This window comes from Streptomyces sp. NBC_00316 (genome assembly GCF_036158715.1).
Taxonomy (GTDB): domain Bacteria; phylum Actinomycetota; class Actinomycetes; order Streptomycetales; family Streptomycetaceae; genus Streptomyces.
The window spans coordinates 2,225,576-2,243,326 of record NZ_CP108023.1 but is presented as its reverse complement, the minus strand read 5'-3'; the positions used below and the strand labels follow the sequence as shown (position 1 = coordinate 2,243,326).

The 17,751-nt window shown below is 69.9% G+C and carries 12 protein-coding genes and 5 pseudogenes; 9 read left to right on the top strand and 8 right to left on the bottom strand.

Features of this window, described 5'->3' with window-relative positions; all coding sequences use genetic code 11:
- Window positions 1–163: 163 nt before the first annotated feature.
- Together OG878_RS09870 and OG878_RS09865 are read left to right on the top strand one after the other, a co-directional pair.
- A pseudogene (locus OG878_RS09870) lies at window positions 164–1,564 on the top strand (CocE/NonD family hydrolase); the annotation flags it as partial.
- Window positions 1,538–2,113 (top strand): annotated as a pseudogene (locus OG878_RS09865) (transposase family protein); the annotation flags it as partial. The pseudogenes OG878_RS09870 and OG878_RS09865, both read left to right, overlap by 27 nt.
- Window positions 2,114–2,143: 30 nt before the next feature.
- Here OG878_RS09865 and OG878_RS09860 read toward each other — a convergent pair.
- From OG878_RS09860 to OG878_RS09850, 3 genes and pseudogenes are all read right to left on the bottom strand, one after another.
- Window positions 2,144–2,991 (bottom strand): annotated as a pseudogene (locus tag OG878_RS09860) (IS3 family transposase); the annotation flags it as partial.
- 566 nt (window positions 2,992–3,557) lie between these two features.
- The gene (locus tag OG878_RS09855; RefSeq protein ID WP_328886427.1) at window positions 3,558–5,216 is read right to left on the bottom strand and encodes a carboxylesterase/lipase family protein; all 1,659 of its coding nucleotides are present in this window, start codon (window positions 5,214–5,216) and stop codon (window positions 3,558–3,560) included.
- Between the two features lie 98 nt (window positions 5,217–5,314).
- Window positions 5,315–6,055, bottom strand: a complete 741-nt coding sequence (locus tag OG878_RS09850; protein WP_328886426.1) for an acetoacetate decarboxylase — start codon at window positions 6,053–6,055, stop codon at window positions 5,315–5,317.
- A 125-nt stretch (window positions 6,056–6,180) separates the two neighbouring features.
- On the opposite strand from OG878_RS09850, the gene OG878_RS09845 reads away from it, so the two are divergent.
- Window positions 6,181–7,053 carry a 3-hydroxyacyl-CoA dehydrogenase family protein gene (locus OG878_RS09845; RefSeq protein WP_328886425.1) on the top strand — a complete coding sequence of 291 codons (873 nt, stop codon included), beginning with the start codon at window positions 6,181–6,183 and terminating at the stop codon, window positions 7,051–7,053.
- A gap of 89 nt (window positions 7,054–7,142) precedes the next feature.
- On the top strand, window positions 7,143–7,775 hold the full coding sequence (locus OG878_RS09840) for a TetR/AcrR family transcriptional regulator (protein ID WP_328886424.1): 633 nt from the start codon (window positions 7,143–7,145) through the stop codon (window positions 7,773–7,775).
- A 1-nt stretch (window position 7,776) separates the two neighbouring features.
- Here OG878_RS09840 and OG878_RS09835 read toward each other — a convergent pair whose 3' ends face one another.
- Entirely contained in the window at window positions 7,777–9,147 is a 1,371-nt protein-coding gene (locus OG878_RS09835; RefSeq protein ID WP_328886423.1) for a hypothetical protein, read from the bottom strand.
- Between the two features lie 131 nt (window positions 9,148–9,278).
- Between OG878_RS09835 and OG878_RS09830 the strand changes: the two genes are divergently transcribed.
- The gene (locus tag OG878_RS09830) at window positions 9,279–9,872 is read left to right on the top strand and encodes a QsdR family transcriptional regulator (protein ID WP_328886422.1); all 594 of its coding nucleotides are present in this window, start codon (window positions 9,279–9,281) and stop codon (window positions 9,870–9,872) included.
- 156 nt (window positions 9,873–10,028) lie between these two features.
- Here OG878_RS09830 and OG878_RS09825 read toward each other — a convergent pair.
- Window positions 10,029–10,161, bottom strand: a pseudogene (locus tag OG878_RS09825) (B/F/G family RNA polymerase sigma-70 factor); the annotation flags it as partial.
- A 58-nt stretch (window positions 10,162–10,219) separates the two neighbouring features.
- Between OG878_RS09825 and ku the strand changes: the two are divergent.
- Window positions 10,220–10,987 carry a non-homologous end joining protein Ku gene (gene ku / locus OG878_RS09820; RefSeq protein WP_328886421.1) on the top strand — a complete coding sequence of 256 codons (768 nt, stop codon included), beginning with the start codon at window positions 10,220–10,222 and terminating at the stop codon, window positions 10,985–10,987.
- 171 nt (window positions 10,988–11,158) lie between these two features.
- Here the strand turns inward: ku and OG878_RS09815 are convergent, their stop codons facing one another.
- Complete coding sequence (locus tag OG878_RS09815) at window positions 11,159–11,365, bottom strand: DUF6381 family protein (RefSeq protein WP_443049084.1); 207 nt, start codon at window positions 11,363–11,365, stop codon at window positions 11,159–11,161.
- A 63-nt stretch (window positions 11,366–11,428) separates the two neighbouring features.
- Here OG878_RS09815 and OG878_RS09810 point away from each other — a divergent pair, with 63 nt between their 5' ends.
- From OG878_RS09810 to OG878_RS09800, 3 genes are all read left to right on the top strand, one after another.
- On the top strand, window positions 11,429–14,062 hold the full coding sequence (locus OG878_RS09810) for a S8 family serine peptidase (protein ID WP_328886420.1): 2,634 nt from the start codon (window positions 11,429–11,431) through the stop codon (window positions 14,060–14,062).
- Window positions 14,063–14,282: 220 nt separating this feature from the next.
- Window positions 14,283–15,227: a helix-turn-helix domain-containing protein gene (locus OG878_RS09805; RefSeq protein WP_328886419.1), complete on the top strand. Its 945-nt coding sequence runs from the start codon at window positions 14,283–14,285 to the stop codon at window positions 15,225–15,227.
- Window positions 15,228–15,376: 149 nt separating this feature from the next.
- Window positions 15,377–16,387 carry a S8 family serine peptidase gene (locus OG878_RS09800; RefSeq protein WP_443049083.1) on the top strand — a complete coding sequence of 337 codons (1,011 nt, stop codon included), beginning with the start codon at window positions 15,377–15,379 and terminating at the stop codon, window positions 16,385–16,387.
- A 455-nt stretch (window positions 16,388–16,842) separates the two neighbouring features.
- Here OG878_RS09800 and OG878_RS09795 read toward each other — a convergent pair whose 3' ends face one another.
- Both OG878_RS09795 and OG878_RS09790 read right to left on the bottom strand, forming a co-directional pair.
- The gene (locus OG878_RS09795; RefSeq protein ID WP_328891538.1) at window positions 16,843–17,178 is read right to left on the bottom strand and encodes a hypothetical protein; all 336 of its coding nucleotides are present in this window, start codon (window positions 17,176–17,178) and stop codon (window positions 16,843–16,845) included.
- A 27-nt stretch (window positions 17,179–17,205) separates the two neighbouring features.
- Window positions 17,206–17,352 (bottom strand): annotated as a pseudogene (locus OG878_RS09790) (transposase family protein); the annotation flags it as partial.
- Between the last annotated feature and the right edge of the window lie 399 nt (window positions 17,353–17,751).

Genomic DNA, 17,751 nt, shown 5'->3' with positions numbered 1-17,751 from the left:
GACGCCATCGCCGCCCAGCAGCCGGCCTGATCGCCCCACACCCCGTGCCGTAATCGGAGGACGAGTACTGACCGGTATCCGCCGACTGCTGTCCCGCCGGCTGCAGTCCAGGCAGCTCCCAGGAGTCACCCCGGGTCCCTACGACTTCACCCTGCGGCGCGGAATGCGGGTGCCCATGAACGACGGCGTGGAGCTGATCACCGACCTCTACAGGCCTGTCGGCGAGGTGAGCCCGCCACTGCCCACGGTCGTCATCCGCTCCCCTTACGGCCGCGGAAGCGTCATCACCCGTGCGCCGGCGCTCGCCCGCGAGGGGTTCACCGTGGTTGTCCAGAGCTGCCGCGGCACCTGGGGATTCGCGGGAAAGTTCGCACCCCAGCTCGGCGAGCAACGCGACGGGATGGCCACCCACCGCTGGGTCCGGCGCCAATCGTGGTTCACCGGCGCGGTCGCGACCTTCGGCCCGAGCTATCTGGGATACACGCAGTGGGCAGTGGCCGGCCGGATGCGTCGCGAGGATCCTGACAGCGCACCCGACGCGCTCTGCCTGATCAACACGATGCCCGACTTCGGCGCGATCACGTGGGACAACGGAGCCTTCTCGCTGAGCAACGCGCTCGGCTGGTCGCGGATGATGGACCTGATGGACCGCCGCCGCGCACTGGCCGCGATACGGGCGGTCCTTCGGCTGCCCGACCGAAAGCTGGCCAAGGCCTTCGACGTGCTCCCGCTGGGCGCCGGCGACACCGCCGCCGCAGGCCAGCCGATCGACTGGTACCAGGACTGGCTCACCCACGAAAAACTCACCGACGACTACTGGACGCGGCAGTCACACACCGCCTCGGTGCCCTACGTCACCGCACCCGTGTACATGGGCACCGGCTGGTACGACATCTTCCTGCCCTGGCAGCTGCGCAACTACGCCCAGCTCGCAGCCGCGGGCCGGCCGCCGCGACTGACGGTCGGCCCCTGGAACCACATCACCGGCGGCGGGGGCCCTGCCTTCGCCGAGTCCGTCGCGTTCCTGAAAGAGCACTTCGCCGGCGCACCCGGCAGCCGCGTCGCGCCCGTCCGTGCCTACCTCACCGGTGCCCGGCAGTGGCACGACCTGCCGGCCCGGCCACCGCCCGGAACCACCGTGCGGCCCTGGCACTTGCACGCGTCCGGCCTGCTCGGTACAGCCCTCCCGGGCGGTGGCAGCACCCGATACACCTACGATCCCGACAGTCCCACCCCCGCTGTCGGCGGCCCCAGCCTGCACCCGCAGGCAGGGCCCACCGACAGCACCGCACACGAACGCCGCGACGACGTCACCGTCTTCCGCAGCACGCCGTTGGAAGACGTCGTCGTCGTCGCCGGCGAGCCGGTCGCCCGGATCCGCTTCCGCTCCTCCGCCCGCAGCGCCGACGTGTTCGTCCGCCTCTGCGACATGCACCCGGAAGGCCGGTCCACGACCGTCTGCGACGGCATCCGCCGCATCGGAAGCACCGGCACGGCCACCACCGACCCCCGGCCTGACGAAGATGGCTTCGCCGAGGTGGACGTACCCCTGTGGCCGACCTTCCGCCGATTTTCGGGTTTGTCTGCCCTGGTCATCGAGGGTGTGGCGGATGAGGGTGAGCTGGTCCGGGTGGTGGCGCGTACCCGCGATGATCCGGTGCCATGTCCGGTGTGCGGGACGCCGACCGGGCGGGTGCACGGCTTTCACGGCCGGACGGTGGCGGACGTGGCGGTGGACGGCAGGCGGATGGTGGTGTCGGTAAGGGTGCGGCGCCTGATGTGCCCGGTGCTGGGCTGTCCGCGGCAGACGTTTCGTGAGCAGGTGCCCGGCCTGCTGGGGCGCTACCAGCGCCGGACGAACCGGATCACCGACCAACTCGGCAGCGTAGTGCAGGAGTTAGCGGGCCGGGCGGGCGCCCGCCTCTCCCGGGCTCTGGCCACCGCGGTGTCGCGCTAGACCGCCCTGCGGATGCTCATGCGACTGCCACTGCCTCCGCGCCGGGTGCCGCGGGTGCTGGGCGTGGACGACTTCGCGCTCAAGCGCCGCCACCGGTACGCCACCATCGTGATCAACGCCGAGACCGGCGAACGGATCGACGTACTCCCCGACCGGGAAACCCACCGGGAGCAATCCCGGCAGGGCGCGACGGGCCACCGCGGATTCAAGGGCTCGCACCGCGAGGCTGGACTTCATCCGGGCGTCGATGGAATAGCCCACGATCCGGCTGGAGTACACGTCCTTGACCGCGCACAGATACAGCTTGCCCTCGCCGGTTGCGTGCTCGGTGATGTCCGTCAGCCACAACCGGTTCGGCCCGGCTGCGGTGAAGTCCCGCCGCACCAGATCATCATGGACAGGCGGCCCGGCCGTGGCGTTCTTCCCACGGCTCCTGCGCTTGCCGAAGACACTCCACCAGCCGTTGTCCCTGCAGATCCGCCAGGCGGTCCGCTCAGCCATCGACTCACCGGCGGCCCGGGCCTCGTCGAGAAGGAAGCGGTGACCGAACTCGGGATCGTCGCGATGCGCATCGAACAGGGCGTTGGCCCGGTATGCCTCGGCGAGCTCGGAACCGGTGACCGGTGAGGCCAGCCACCGGTAGCAGGGCTGGCGGGCCAGCCCGAGCACCCGGCACATCACCGCCACCGGCACGCGGTGAGGGGCAGCGGCGGCGGCCAGCTCGCGGACGAGCGGGTACATCATTTTGACGGCAGGTTCGCCTGCGACAGATACGCCGCAGCCCTCCGCAGCACCTCGTTCTCCTGCTCCAGCAGCCGGATGCGCTTGCGGGCCTCGCGCAACTCGGCCGACTCACCCGACGCTGTCGCGGGCCTGGCGCCCTCATCGGTGTCGGCACGGCGCAGCCACTTCGACAGCGTGATCGGGTGGACGCCGAAGTCAGCGGCGATCTGTTCCAGCGTGACGCCGGGCTCACGGTTGCGCGCGACCCGCACGACGTCCTCGCGGAACTCCTTCGGATACGGCTTGGGCACTGCAACATCCTTCCAGGCCGCCTCGCAGCAAGCCAGGTCAGGTGTCACTTATCCGTGCAGCAGTCCCGGCCGTGAAGGTAAGTATTCGCAGGTCAGATGGCACGCTGCGGTGTTGTGCCCCCTGGGCTCAAGGGGCACAACACCCCGCCGGTCAGATGTCCCGGAAGAGACCAGCGAGTGCCGTGACCTGCTGCGATGGGCGGCCGCTGGCCGCTGACCTGCACGAATGGCCTTTCGGCTGTTTCACGCTCGTACCCGCTGATGCAGCCGGAAGTCCCAGGAAAGTCCCAGGGAACTGTTACTGCCCGCAGCCACTCTTTCGGCTCTATGCAGGGCGCCGGGCGGACGAAGTCGGCGGCCCCGGCAAAGAGTTGCCGGAGCTGCCCTCGGGTCGGGCCGGGCGCGGCAAGGAATCACAGATGGCACTCCAGCTGGTCGAGTGCTCCGCGGAGACTGGAATCCGAAGCGATGTCATGACAACTACAAAAAGGCGCGTGAGTTGGTCAAGGCCAAAGCGGAGGGGCAGCAGATCGCGACGGCCGAGGCGCCGTCTCAGGCGACGGACGTCATCGACCTGATGAAGGTTCTCGGGGAGGCCGCCCGTTGCCGAGCTCTGCCGGCGAGCCGCTGGTGTCGGTCCGTCGCTGTCTGGCTTCACGGCTCGCCCAGAACCGCTGCCACAGGTCCAGCCGGGCCTTGAGCGGGTCGGGGCCGATCACGGCGCCCTGGTCCGCGAAGTTGATCATCCGGTTCAGGGCCGGGTCGTGGCGGGGCCACGCTGGACGCCCGCTGCCGTTCGGGTCGCCGGACTTCCCGAACGACACCCAGTAGCCGCTGGCCAGGATGGCCATGCTTTTGTCGGCCGTGGTGACCTTGTCGCCGACCAGGGCGGAGGGCAGGTCGAGGGTGTAAGGGATCTCGAAGCCATGCAATGTGCCCTGCTGTTTCGTCCGCTCGGACTCGGCGACGTACGAGAAGCGGTACCACCAGACCGGCTGCCCCGCCCTCGCCGCCTCGTCGGCCAGGCGCCGGGAGGGTTCGACGAGTGTCCTGTCTGCGAACACCTGTTGCTCCAGTTCGGCCAGACTCTGGTCGCCGCGAGGGTCGTAGAGCTTGCGCGCTTCAGGTGCCAGTGCGCCGAACTGCGCGAACAGTGCGTCCTTCGAAGCGGCCTGCCCGATGGCCAGGTCACGGTCGTTGGCGCCCACGATGACCGGCACCTGGGCCTGGTGCCCGGCGGCGAAGGCGGCGTCGGGGGTCTCGGTCAGGAAGCGGCCGTCGAGGATGGAGCCGGAGATGCCGGTGACCTGTTTCCCGCCGGACAGGCCGGCCAGGACGGCGGTGGAGTCGGTTCCCTCAACCAGCTTTTCCGCCGGCAACGCACGCAGCTCGGCCAGCGCCCTGCCGTCTGTGCCGTCGATCCCGACAGAGTGCGCGTAGTCGACGGCCCGCCGCTCGGCGTTCCGGAGCGGGGTGAGGGGCAGGACGTCCGCTCGGGCCGTCGGGATGCCGGGCGACTGCAGGATCGCCCGCTGGAAAAGGCCGCGCGAGAGCGGCGAGACCATGTGGGCCATGACGGAGCCGCCGCCGGCCGACTCACCGAAGATCGTGACCTGCCTCGGGTCGCCGCCGAAGACGCGGATGTTGCGCTGCACCCACTTCAGCGCGGCGAGCTGGTCCATGTAGCCGTAGTTTCCGACTGGTTGGCCCGGCGACTCCTTGGGGAGAGCAGGGTGGGCGAAGAACCCCAGCCGTCCCATCCGGTAGTTCATGCTCACCACGACAACGCCCTGCCGGGCCAGTGCGTCGCCCGGATACATGGCGGTGTTGCCGTGGACGAGCGCGCCGCCGTAGATCCACACCATGACCGGCAGCGGTGCCGAAGGGCGGGCCGTCACGGGACGCCAGACGTTCAGTGTCAGACAGTCCTCCGACTGCGGGACATGGTCCGTCTGGGGGCACGCCGGAGCGAACGCAGTGGTGTTCTTCACCCCGCTCCAGTGCGTGACCGGCTGAGGGTTGCGCCAGCGCAGGGCGCCCACGGGGGGCTGGGCGTACGGGATTCCCCTGAAGCCTTCGACGCCGGCCGTCTCGGTGCCGCGCACCATGCCGGAATCGAGGGAGACCACCGGTCCCGTGGCCTTCACCGAGGGCGTGAGCGCGACTGCCGCCATGCCGAGGGCCGCAACCGCTCCCAGGGCCACGCCGTACCGCGACCGCACCATGGCACACCTCCCGCGCATCGACCCCCGGGTCATCCCGACTCTAAGCGAGGAGGGACGTACCAGCACGTTTCAGCACTTCAGGGAGATATGGCCCCGTGTCACCCCGCCGTCAGGAAGTCGTACACCGGCCGCATGGGGGCGAGCGTGAGGTCGGTGACGATGTGGCTGGCGGAGACGATCTCGAGCACGGGCAGATCGGCCAGCGGCGCCATGACGTGGGCGAAGAGCTGGAGACGGGCCGGCCCGGTCCAGGCTTCCTTGACGGTGATGTCGGTGATCTCCGTCCGGGTGAGGTCACAGACCCGCAGGTCGCCCTGGTAACCGGGGACGACCTTGACAGCGAAGGTGGGCACGGCGATCTGGGAGCGAGCCTCCTCGCGAGCGAGCGGCTGCCACTTGTAAGCCATGGTCGCGGTGGCCACACGCTGACTCCCCCAGTCCAGCGTGCCGGCCAAGGCGCCCTGCTCGACGGCCAGGGCCGGCGAGCCGATCGCCTTGGGGTAGGCACTCAGCTCCCGCCCCGCGATGGTCGCGCCGAAGTGGTCGAGGTACATGGCGTGCAGATACTCACCGTGCTCGCCGTCGAAGCGGACCGGGATGACCTGACCGCACTCGGTGTAGGGGCCGAAGCCGTCGGCATCGCCCATCTTCATCACCTCGAAGCGGACGAGGGGTTCGTCGATCTCCAGGGGCTCGGGCACGACGGCCCGTAGTGCCTGGGGGTCGGTGCGGTAGACGACGTTGAGGTACTCGCGGTCGGTGAACCGCGCCGCGCGCAGCGGGTAGAGGGGGGCCGTCAGGGGGGTCGCCGCATGGCGGCGGACGTCGGCGGAACGCACGAGAACTCCTTCGGGGGCGGATATGGTGGCACTCCATTTGCATACACCATGTATCGGATACATGATGTATGCAATAGGGGTCGGGCTGCAAACCGGCTCGTGCGTCACCCGCAAGGAGCAGACAGATGGACTTCCCGCTTTCCACCGACATCCATGAGCGACCCGTCGCCGTGATCGGTGCAGGCACCCTTGGGCGTCGTATCGCCCTGATGTTCGCCACCCGTGGCGGGCTCGTTCGCGTCTACGACCCGGACGAGCGCGCGGGGCTCGACGCCTGCGCCTACGTGCGCGCCGAACTTCCCAAGGTCGTCGGCCGCATCGACGGCGGGGCCGCAGGCCACGTCGCCGGCACGGTGGACCTGGCGGAGGCGGTGGCCGGGGCCTGGCTGGTGGTGGAGGCCGTCCCCGAGCGGCTCGCGCTCAAGCAGCGGGTCTTCGCCGACCTGGACCAGCACGCGGCGCCGGACGCGATCCTCGCCAGCAACTCGTCCTCGTATCCCACGGCGCGGTTCGCCGACCGGGTCGCGCAGCCGCAGCGGCTGGTCAACATGCACTTCTACATGCCTCCGGACCAGGCGGCCGTCGACCTGATGTCCAGTGGCAGCACCGACCGCGGTGTGATGGAACTACTGCTGCGGGAGCTGCCCCGGTTCGGTCTGTTCCCCTTCGAGGCACGGCGTGAGAGCACGGGCTTCGTGTTCAACCGGATCTGGGCTGCGGTCAAAAGGGAGGCGCTGGCCGTGGTGGCTGAAGGCGTCTCCACGCCGGAGGACGTCGACGGGATGTGGCGGATCAACACGGGCCTGTCCGGGGGGCCCTTCCGCATGATGGACAAGGTCGGTCTCGATGTGGTGCTCGACATCGAGAGCCACTACGCGGCCCAGCGCCCCGGGCTCCCCGAGGGCCCGCGGGAACTGCTGCAACGCTACGTGGATGCCGGGCGGCTCGGCGTGAAGACGGGGGCCGGGTTCTACGACGACTACGAGACCACGGCCTGACTGCCGCCTCCGGGGGCGCGACCTTCGGTGCCGTCGCCGGGTCGCGTACCCTGCCCGGGCAGGATTCCCCGCTGGAAAAGGTCCAGGACGTGCCCAAGTCCCCCACCAAGCGCCGCCCGGCAACGGTGGCCGCGCTCACCGACAGCGCCCAGGCGCTCTTCCTGGAACGCGGCTTCCACGCCACCTCGATCAGCGACATCGTGCAGCGGTCCGGGCTCACCCGAGGCGCCTTCTACTCCAACTGGCCCGACAAAGAACACCTGTTCCTCACCCTCTACGACCGGCACACGGAGCGGCTGCTGGCCGAACTGGACGAAGCGGCGGCCACGCTGGGCGACACAGCGGATCCGCTGGAGGGACTCCTCGAACATGTGGCGGGCAGCAGCAGACGCGAACGCGCATGGTTCGTGCTGTCGATGGAGTTCACCCTGCACGCCGCCCGCCATCCCGAGATCGCCAAGTCCCTGGCGGCCTGCGAGGAGCGCCTCGTGGCAGGGCTGGCCGCCCTGCTGGCCGACCTGCTCGCCCGCGGCGGCCGCCAACCCGCCCTCCCCGCAGCCGACTTGGCCCGTGTGGTCATGGCGCTATCCGAGGGCCTGAACGCGCACGCGCTCACACACCCCGACGCCGTCACGGCCACCGGCGACCTGGCCAAGCGGACGCTCCCGCCCGTGCTGCGGGCGCTCAGCGAGCCGACCCCCCGGGTCGGCTCGGCCGGATAGGTCAGCGGGAGCCGTGTGCCTGGACCGCGGCCAGGTGACCGAGGGCCTCGAACCCCGTCCTGGTCGTGTAGGTGCCGCTAGGCAGGTAATCGCCCATCACGGCGCGCTCGTCGCCGGGGGTCTCAGTGTCCTGCACAGCGTGGTGGAAGCCTGTGGACGGCAGCATGTTGCGCAGGATCAGCATGGTGTCGTCCGGGTGGCCGGCGCCGTCTCCGTTCGGGGACAGGCTCAGCCAGGTGACGCCGTTGGCGGCGGTGGCGTTGGCGGGCCGGTCCTGCGGCAGGCTCAGCACGATCGTGTACCGGCCGTGTCGGTCGGTCAGCACGTGTTCGTCGTCCACGCAGGCGACCGCGCGGGTGGTGGCGTAGCTCTCGTTGGAACACAGTGACCAGTACCGCAGGTCGGTGTGCGCGGCCATGCGCGGTTCGCGATCGAGGGTCGCGGGGGTAACGGGCAGTCTGCCCCGCAGGACCAGCACGTTGCCGAAGGCGCGGCTGACGTAGCCGGCGACGTACTGGTTGTCGCGGTTGGAGTACTGGCCCCCGGTCCGAGCGGGTGTTCCATCACAGGCGCCTTGGTAAACGCAGGCCAGGCTGAAGGCCGGATTGTAGAAGGTGTGCCAGACGGGCCGGGCGGCGGCGGGGAATCCGGTCGGACGACCCGGCTGGTCGCGCAACGCCAGATAACTCCGCAGAGCAAGGGTGGTGAGAGGCAGCCGGTTCCGGGACGCCTCGACCGCTTGGCACAGAGCCGGACCCGTCACGGTGGAACCATCCGCCAGATGCAGGGTGGGGCGGGGCAGACCGGCGCCGCCAGTGGCGTCACGACCACGGTCGGGCAGGTAGACGCGGTAGATGAGAGCCATCTTCGTCTGCCCTGCCACGCCGGCGTAAAGGGTGTTCCCGGCTCGCTGCGCCGGGTTACTGGGCGCGGGGTCGCCCAGGACAGCGACGTGGTACGAGCGGTGGGCGTCATGAGCGCGCCGGGTCCCGGGAAGGTAGGGGTTGGACGAGCCGGGGTCCGGCCGGGTGGAGATGTCGTCGAGCGCATCGGTCGGCGCGTGCGTGGCCATGTCGTAGCTGTTCAGCGACTGGTAACGGGCGTGGGCGTACGCGCCGTCGAACGTGAGCCGGGCGCCTGTGGGGAGGGTCAGCTGTGCGGACCAGTAGCGGGCTCCGGCGTCAGGGAAGGCGTAGTTCTGGGCGGGGTCGTCGACCATACCGGCCGGCCCCTGCCACAGACAGTCGGCCGCCTGCGCGCCCGCGCTCTCGTCGGCGCCCCCACGGGCGTGGGCGGGGGGTGCGGCGGTCAGGACGGCGCTCGTGATCAGAGCGCAGGCCAGGGTGCCGAGTGGAGCGGGGAGCAGGCGCACGCGGACTCCTCCTTGAGTCTCGATGACCCCGCATCCGCGGGGCTCCGGAGACGCTAGGACCAGGTGGGACACTCGTCAAGAGTGTTTCATTTGTTACAGGAAGAAAGTCTGTCCCGCTCTACGATGGCCCTGTGACGTCCACTCCGGATTCCGAGCCCGTACTGCCCCGACTGCAACGGCCGACGCGTGAGCTGGCCGTCTATTACGCCCGGCGGGTGTTCCTGCACGGAGACCGCGTAGACATGCGCACCCTGGCCGACGCCTTGGACGTCGGACGCAGCACGCTGTACCGGTGGGTCGGTGACCGTGAGGCACTGTTGGCCGTGATCCTCGCCGAGTTGAGCGCCGAGACATGGCAGACGGTGTCCGAGGGCAGCGCCGTCGGCGGAGTGCCGGGGGCGCTCGCCGACATCCGCCGGTTCATGCAGGTGACGTCCGGCCACGGACCGCTGCGGCAGTTCGCCGAACAGGAGCCCACCGTAGCCCTGCGGGTGCTCATGGCCGAGGGAGGCCAGGTGAACGCCGCCCTGCGCGCCGGCGTGACTGCCTGCCTCACTGCACACGGATTGAGCGGAATCGACGCACGGACGGTGGAGATCGTCGTTCAGCTGGGTACCGCGCTGCAATGGACTCCTATCGTGATCGGCGAACCGCCCGCCATCGACCGTGCGATCACGCTGATCCAGCACCTACTCGACGAGCCTGCGACATCATCCCGGCTGTAGGCGGCCAGGAGGTCAACGTCCGCTGCAGGAATGCGCAGCTGCGCGGTGCAGCGCCGTCGGCATCGCCTACGGAGAGGGTGCAGCGTCACATCGAAAGGTGACTTGGCCCCCAGCTGCACGATGGCCGCCACATGGTTCCGAGCCGGCTCCGGGCTGCTGGGCGAGGTCGCGGCGGGCGAGGCGGACTTGTTGCGTAGCTCCTGCCAGCGCCAGGGAACGTGGACGTCCACATGTGATCGCGGAAGTGGCGGCGCAGCTCGCCGCTGATGGTGCGGACGGCGTAGGGCTCATTGCAGGGCGGGGCTGGCCGCGGTGCACCCGGAGCCGTGGCGATGGACGCTTAAGGCATGAGGGCCCTGCGGTCCGGCGTGATCCAGTTCGGGCTGGTCGTGCTGCCCGTGAAGCTGCTCTTGGCGACCGAGGAACACCAGGTGCAGCTGCGGGAGATCCATGCCGCGGACAGCGGCAGGGTGCAGCACCGGCGGTTCTGTGAGGCCGAGGACCGTGAGATCCCGTACGAGGAGGTCGGGCGCGGCTGGGAGCTGCCCGACGGGCGACTGGTGCCGCTGACCGATGAGGACCTGGAGTGTCTGCCGCTTGCGACCCGGCACGTCGTGGAGGTACTCGGCTTCGTGCCCGGGCAGGACGTCGACCCGATTTCGTACAGCCGGCCGTACTACGTCGGCCCCGGCGGCCCGCCGGCCGACCGGCCATACGCGCTGCTCGTCGAAGCGCTCGCCTGCACCGGACAGGCCGGCGTATGCAAAGTCGCCATCCGCTCCCGGGAACACATCGCACTGCTGCGGCCACGCCACGGCATACTCATCCTCCAGACCCTGCTCTGGCAGGACGAACTGCGCGATCCCGGAGACCTCACCCCATCCACACCGGTCACCAACCGAGAGCTGGAACTCGCCGAGGCACTCATGCGCGAACTCACGGGCGTCGAGGTCGACCAGCTCCAAGACGACTACCAGCACGCACTCGAGCAGTTGGTCGAAGCGAAGGTGTCCGGCGGCCAGCTGGCCGCACCACCCGAGCCCGGGCCGGCGATGGACCTGATGGCCGCACTGGAAGAGTCAGTACGAACCGCACACGCACACCAGGGCAGCTGAGTGACCGGCGGACGCGTTGTTCTTGAGCACAGACAGCAGTGACCGGCCGGGGACCTCTCACGTGCCACAAAGCCACGGAGGCCGGCCACCGGCCGGCATCTGCACTCGGAACTACCGGGAGGACACCGTCGGGTCGATGTCCTCCCGGAACTACCAGGACTACATCGGGCCTCAGTCCGGCTTGCCCGTCCCGCCTGCATGCTCGCTCTGCTCCTTGAGCCGGCGGGCCTGGTCCTTCAGACGCTGACGCTCGGCCGGGTCAGTGGCGCGTTCCGCGGCCTGTTCGAGGTCCTGGGCCCGGGTCCCAGCACTCTCACCGACTGACAGTGAGGGGAGATCACCGGAGCCCGCCGTCGCAGAACGTCGAGTCTCCGCCATGGCGGAGACTCGACACCCGGTCACCGTTGCCCTTCCGCCACCGGTCGCATTTGATCGACCGTCGTGTACAGACACTCGATATCCGCAGCGTCGGCGCTGCTCCTCGTCTCGCTCGTCCTGCCCGGTGACTGGGCGCACGCGAACTCCGGTGACCCGTCCGGGCCGTCGGTGGCGCGCATCGTCACGCTCGACAGCGCCCCGGCTGCGCAGGAGGTGGCACCCCAGGACCGGGCAACGGCCCGCCGTACCGTCTCCGATGCTCAGCAGCAGCTGATCGACGACGCGCACGAGGCGGGCATCGCGTTGTCCGTGCGACGCCAGTACCGCAATGTCGTCAATGGTCTCCTCGTCGAAGTGCCCGCAGCGCAGGCCGACCGGCTGGCTGCACTCCCGGGTGTGGCTCAGGTGACCGAGCCGGTGACGTACGAGATGCCCGAAAAGCCCACCCCGGTGTCCGAGGACGTCCTGGAAAAGGCCGTCGCCCAGGCGGGCCGTGACACACGGTCGGGCGAACAGGCCCCCTCCGGCCGGGAGATCGTCACCGCCACGGAGCTTACCGGCGTCCCGCGGGCCCATCGCCAGGGCTTCACGGGCAAGGGTGTCACCGTCGGCATCATCGACAGCGGCGTCGCCTACGACCACCCGGCTCTCGGCGGCGGGGGCTTCCCCAACGCGAAGGTGGTCGGCGGGTACGACTTCGCGGACGAGGACGCCGATCCGTACGACGACAGGTTCGGCCCGGCAGCCGGGCACGGCACCCATGTCGCGGGCATCGTCGCCGGGGACGACACGCACATCGAGGGCGTCGCCCCGGACGCCACGTTGCGCTCGTACCGGGTGTTCGGGACGAAGAACACACCGACCGACGCCATCATCCTGGCCGCACTCGACCGGGCCGCCGCCGACGGCGTGGACGTCGTCAACATGAGTCTCGGCGCGACCGGCAACCGCAGCAGCAGCCTGCTCTCGCTCGCCGTGAACCACCTGGTGGACTCCGGCGTTCCCACGGTCGTGGCCAACGGAAACGGCTACGCCGGTCCCTTCAACGCCTCGGCACCCGCAGTCGCGGACGGGGCGATCGCGGTCGGCAGCACCTACAGCAGCCGCTACCCGTTCCTCGCGTTCACACTCGACGACGGCTCCACCGCTCCCGTTCCGTACATGGACTCCGGTCGGGCCCCGGCCGCTCCCTCGACCGGCGGGCACCCGGTGACCGTCATTCCGTCCAGCTGCGACCCGCTGCCCGCCGGCAGCCTCGAAGGCAAGATCGCGCTGTTCGCCCCGTACACCGGTACCGACGTGTTCAAGTGCCGGGTGATGGACCTGGCCCGCACCGCCGAGGCTGCGGGTGCGGTCGCCGCAGTCCATTACAACCCGTCGGGCAGCGATCCGGACGCGATGCCGTTCTCCCCCTGCTGCAACACCATCGGCATCCCCGTGGTGGGGATCCGTGCCCGGGACGCCGAGCGCATCAAGGCCGCGCCGGCCGGCACCGAGCTGACCTGGGGTGCGTACGCCGGTGCGCCGATGAGCGCCGACGCCGCCGGACTGATGGACGCCAGCTCCTCCTGGGGCCCGGGCAACGAGCTGGAGTTCAAGCCGGACGTCGCCGCACCCGGCGGGTACATCCTGTCCGCGCTGCCCCCGGGCCAGGACTGGTACGGCGTCATGTCCGGTACCTCGATGGCGTCCCCGCACGTCGCGGGAGTGGTCGCCCTGCTGCTCCAGGCCCGGCCGGACCTCACGCCGGCCCAGGTACAGACCGCGCTGCAGAACACGGCCACCCCGCTCGCCATGACCGGTGATCACGAGCGCGGCCGGCAGCCCGTCGCCCAGCAGGGCGCGGGCCGGATCGACGCAGTCGCCGCACTGGCATCGGTCTCCGGCGACACCGGGACTGCCGCACCGTCCGAGCTGGCCCTGGGCGACCTCGAAGGCCGGCAGCGGACCCGCCGGATCACGCTCCACAATCCGGCCGCCCGTCCGGTGACCTACCGCGTGGGGCAGAGCGCCGCCGTCTCCGCGGCCCCGCCGTACACCAGCGAGTGGCAGCCCACCGACGCCACCGGTGACGCCGAGGTCGACGGACGGGACAGGATCACCGTGCCCGCGCACGGAAGCCGTACCGTGACTGTGCACATCAGGCAGCCCCGCGACGTCGCCGAGGGCACGCTGTTCGGAGGCTGGGTGGAGTTCACCCGGTCCGGCACGACGGCCCCGGAGATCCGGGTGCCCTATCTGGGCATGGCGGGCGACTTCGACGCGGTGTCGGCGATCAACCCCACCTTCACCTCGGTCAACAAGACGCTGGACAACCCGGCTCTGCGTCCCGCCTACTTCACCTTCGGCAAGAATCTCCCCACCACCGTCGACCTGACCGACACCTCCACGGCCAACGACAAGGCCTGGGTGATGCTGTCCCACGGCTTCCCGCTGCTGGAGCGGATGCGGCTCCAGGTCCTCGACACCCGTGGCGAGGTGGTCGACATCCCGTACGACGCGTCGTGGGTGACCCGCAATTCCGGCGCGGGTACCGGCGTGGCGTTCTACAGCTGGGACGCCACGCGCGCCGACGGCACCGCGGCGCCCGCCGGTACGTATCGGCTGCGCTTCGTCTTCGACAAGGCGCTGGGAGATCGGCAGAAGTCACCGGGCACGCAGATCTGGACCTCCCCGGAGGTCACCCTGGTCCGCTGACCGCACGACCGACCCACGTCGCACCGGCCCGCGCTTCGGCCGACGGACCCGCAAGGCCGGGCCGTGGACCCGTCCAGGACGGCCGGTGCACCTGCCCTGCCGAGCGGGTGCACCGGCCGTCCGCGGTTTCCACGGCTCCGACGGCAGCACCGGGCCCCGCAGTCGGATGCGCCCGGCCGAGCTGCGAGAATCCGGCGTCGACACGGACCGGAGGGTGGCTTTGGCACTGGAAGATCTCGGGCTCGGCGCCTGCGAGGAATCCGTATACCGGGTGCTGATCGAACGGCCGTCGGCCACGCTCGCCGAGGTGGCCGCGGCGGCAGCCGTCCCCGAAGCCGACGTCGCGGAATCGCTCGGCTCGCTCGCCGATCGCGCCCTGGTCAGCAGGCAGCCGGGCAGCGGCCACTACGTCGCCGCGCCGCCGTCGGTCGCGCTCGGCACCGAACTGACGGAGCGCCGCATCCGCCTCCACCGTGCGGAACTCGCGCTCGCCGAGCTGGTCGAGACCTATCGGACCGGCTCGATGGGGCGCGCGCAGCGCGATCTCGTGGAGGTCGTCGAGGGGCGAGATGCCGTGCGCCAGCGCTATCTCCAGCTCCAGCTCTCCGCCCGGCACGCCATCGACACGTTCGTCACGGGCGACGTCCAGGTGGTCGGCCCCGAGAACACCGAGGAGCCCACCGTGCTGGCGCGCGGACTGCGGGCGCGCGGCGTCATCGACCAGTCGTTCCTGGCCGAACCGCACGCAGCCGACAATGTCGACGAGTCGCTCGCCCAGGGCATGCAGGTCCGGACCGTGGACGGCGTACCGCTCAAACTCATCGTCTGTGACAGCGAGGTGGCAATGCTTCCACTGCACGGCTCCGGCAGCGAGGTCGACCCCAGCCTCGTCCTGCGGGGCGGGCTCGCCAACATCGCCCAGGCGCTCTTCGACTCCGTGTGGGAACGGGCCCGCCCCTACGGCGAGCCGCACCACGGGATCGACGTCCTGGACACCCGCATTCTGCGCCTGTTGCTCGCCGGTCTCACCGACCACGCGGTGGCCGCGCAGGTGGACATGTCGGCGCGCACCGTGCAGCGGCGCATACAGGGGCTGATGGTCCAGGCCGGCGCGTCCACCCGCATCCAGCTCGGCTGGTACGCCCGGCATCACGGCTGGGCGTAACTCCGGTCCCTGGTGTGTCCTTTGCTGGCGAATCTACGGCACGGCGGTCAACCGCCAGGGCAGAACGGCCACAAGCAGGTGTCCGGCCCGGAAACTCTTCGCAGCACCCGGAACCACCGATTCGCCGGGTGCGCGGAGGAGAGACATCCATGACCAGAGCATCCGCGAGGCGGAGGTTTCGGCTGCTGGCAGCCGGGCTGTCGCTCGTACTGCTGCCGGCCGGGCAGGCCGTCGCAGCCGGGACGATGGGGACGGCGTCGGGCACCGACCGTGCCGCGTCGACCGTGCACGCACCCACCACCGCGCGAACCGTCACTCTCATCACCGGTGACCAGGTGACCGTGACCGACCTGGGCGCGGGGCAGAAGTCGGTCGCCGTGGAGCGCCCCGAGGGCGCTACCGGAGCGGTTCGCAGCGAGATTTCCGACGGCCGGATCACTGTCATACCCGACGAGGCCAGGCCCTACCTCCAGGCGGGCGTCCTCGACGCCGAGCTCTTCGACGTCACCGCTCTGCTCGAGCAGGGGCTGGGTGACCCGTCCTCCGACGGGCTGCCGCTCATCGTGACGTACACGAAGAACGCCCGGAGCGCGACGACGCCCCGCGGGGCCCGCCAGGTCCGTGGGCTGCCGAGCGTGGGCGGTGCGGCGCTGGAGGCCTCGACGTCCGGTGAGTTCTGGCGTTCGGTCGCGCCGGACGTCACTTCCAAGGCGCGCAGCGCGGCTCCGGGCAGCGTGCGTCTGGCGGGCGGCGTCGAGAAGATCTGGCTGGACGCCCGGGTCGACGCCGCCATGGAGACCAGCAACGCCCAGATCGGCACCCCCGCGGCCTGGGAGGCGGGGCTGACCGGAAAGGGCGTCAAGGTCGCCGTCCTCGATACCGGCGTGGACCTGACCCACCCCGATCTCAAGGACCGGGTGAGCGAGACCAAGAGCTTCATCGAGGGCCAGGAGGTCGCCGACCGGAACGGACACGGCACGCACGTCTCCTCCACCGTCGGCGGCGGCGGTGGCCCCCTTCGCCCGATGCAGACGGCTTTCCCGTCCTCCTTGGCCGGTCGTGACTCCGGCGACTACTACGGGGCCTCCGTCGCCATAGGAAGATCTCATCCCTTAGGCGATCCCATGTTCGTCCTTGTCGTACGTAGTAGCGTGACGTAGGCGCCCCACTCATCCCCTTGAATGCCCTCGCTGGGCATCGCTCCGCACTGCGGAGGTTGCGTCGGCCATGGCACAAAGCCGCCGCAGGGCGCGGCACCGGTTTCAGGCATCTTTCCGGTGGATTCGACCTTCAATCTTCTGGGGATTGGGATTCAGGCAGTCCAGCTTTCGCCATATCACGCGGGTCCCGCGACGCCCCGTCTCCAATGCCTGAGCCCGGCCGTCGCTTTCCTGGCATGCTGCGGTCCCCTCACCGTTTCCGGATTAGGTAAGCCATTGGACCCAAGAACCTCCCTCCAAATTCTTGCCGATTCAATCGGGGATACGACAAGGCGCCTCATGGCGCAGTGCCACCTGTCCGCGACGTGGATGGCGTCCGGGGCGCCCGAGCCGTCCGGCCTCGGCAATGGCGAGGGAGCGGTCGCGGCAGATCACCTCGACGCCGGGATGGGAGGTCAGCCACTTGGCCACCGTCGACACGTTGCGGTCGGGTAGTAGATCCACCGGGCGCCTGGTCTCGATGTCCACCAGGACGGTGGCATAGACGTTCCCTTGCGCAGCGCGAACTCGTCCACCCCGAGCACCCTCGGAGTGCGCGGTGCCGGTTCCGGCAGGGCCCTTATCAGGCGCAGCAGCGTGGAGCGGCTCGCCGGAACCGCGAGCGCGTCCACCAGCCTGGCCCGCGCCCGGCCGGCCAGCATCAGCGCCAGCTTCTGCAACACCACCTGCAGCCCGGCACTGCGTCGGCCGTAGCGGAAGGTCAGCCCGCTGACCTGCTCGGCGAAGGTCACCTGCCTACACGTGCCCTCACCGCAGCGGAACCGACGGACCTGTAACTCGATCACCACCCGGCGGTGTCCGACCGCGCTGTCCGCAAGACGGCGTACATATCGGCTGTGCACCCGCGCGGACCGCACCCCGCAGACGGAACACCCGGCCCGCTCCGCCGTTGCCCGGGCTCGCACGACCACCAATTCGCCTTGCACGACGGACGGCACCCCAGCCTCCAGGAGCCCGAGGGCCACCGGCCGAAACCTGAGAGCGCAACGCCTTGACGCTTCCCGGATCCGCTCCCCCGGTACGGCCGTCTCAGACCGGGGGAGCGTCGGAGGGCTGCTGTGTGAGTCGATTTACGGTACTCGCGGCGGTGCGAGAGCCAGCACAAGCAGCACCTACCCAGCCGGTGGCCCCAGGCCGACGGCCGAAGGGCATTACCAAATCGGCAAGGGTCGCCGCCTCAGCACCCTGATGGTTACCGGGGTGGCTTGCCGGGTCTTCGACGTGGGTGCCGATGGTCGACCAGACGCGGTCGGCGTGACACGACCGACATCGGACGTTGCGAGGCCACTTCGGTGACAACCCTC

Coding starts and splice junctions, on each gene's coding strand:
- OG878_RS09855 (WP_328886427.1), bottom strand. CDS start 5,216: ATGGTGCGGTCGCGGTACGGCGTGGCCCTGGGAGCGGTTGCGGCCCTC.
- OG878_RS09845 (WP_328886425.1), top strand. CDS start 6,181: ATGGACTTCCCGCTTTCCACCGACATCCATGAGCGACCCGTCGCCGTG.
- ku (WP_328886421.1), top strand. CDS start 10,220: ATGAGGGCCCTGCGGTCCGGCGTGATCCAGTTCGGGCTGGTCGTGCTG.
- OG878_RS09815 (WP_443049084.1), bottom strand. CDS start 11,365: ATGGCGGAGACTCGACGTTCTGCGACGGCGGGCTCCGGTGATCTCCCC.
- OG878_RS09800 (WP_443049083.1), top strand. CDS start 15,377: ATGACCAGAGCATCCGCGAGGCGGAGGTTTCGGCTGCTGGCAGCCGGG.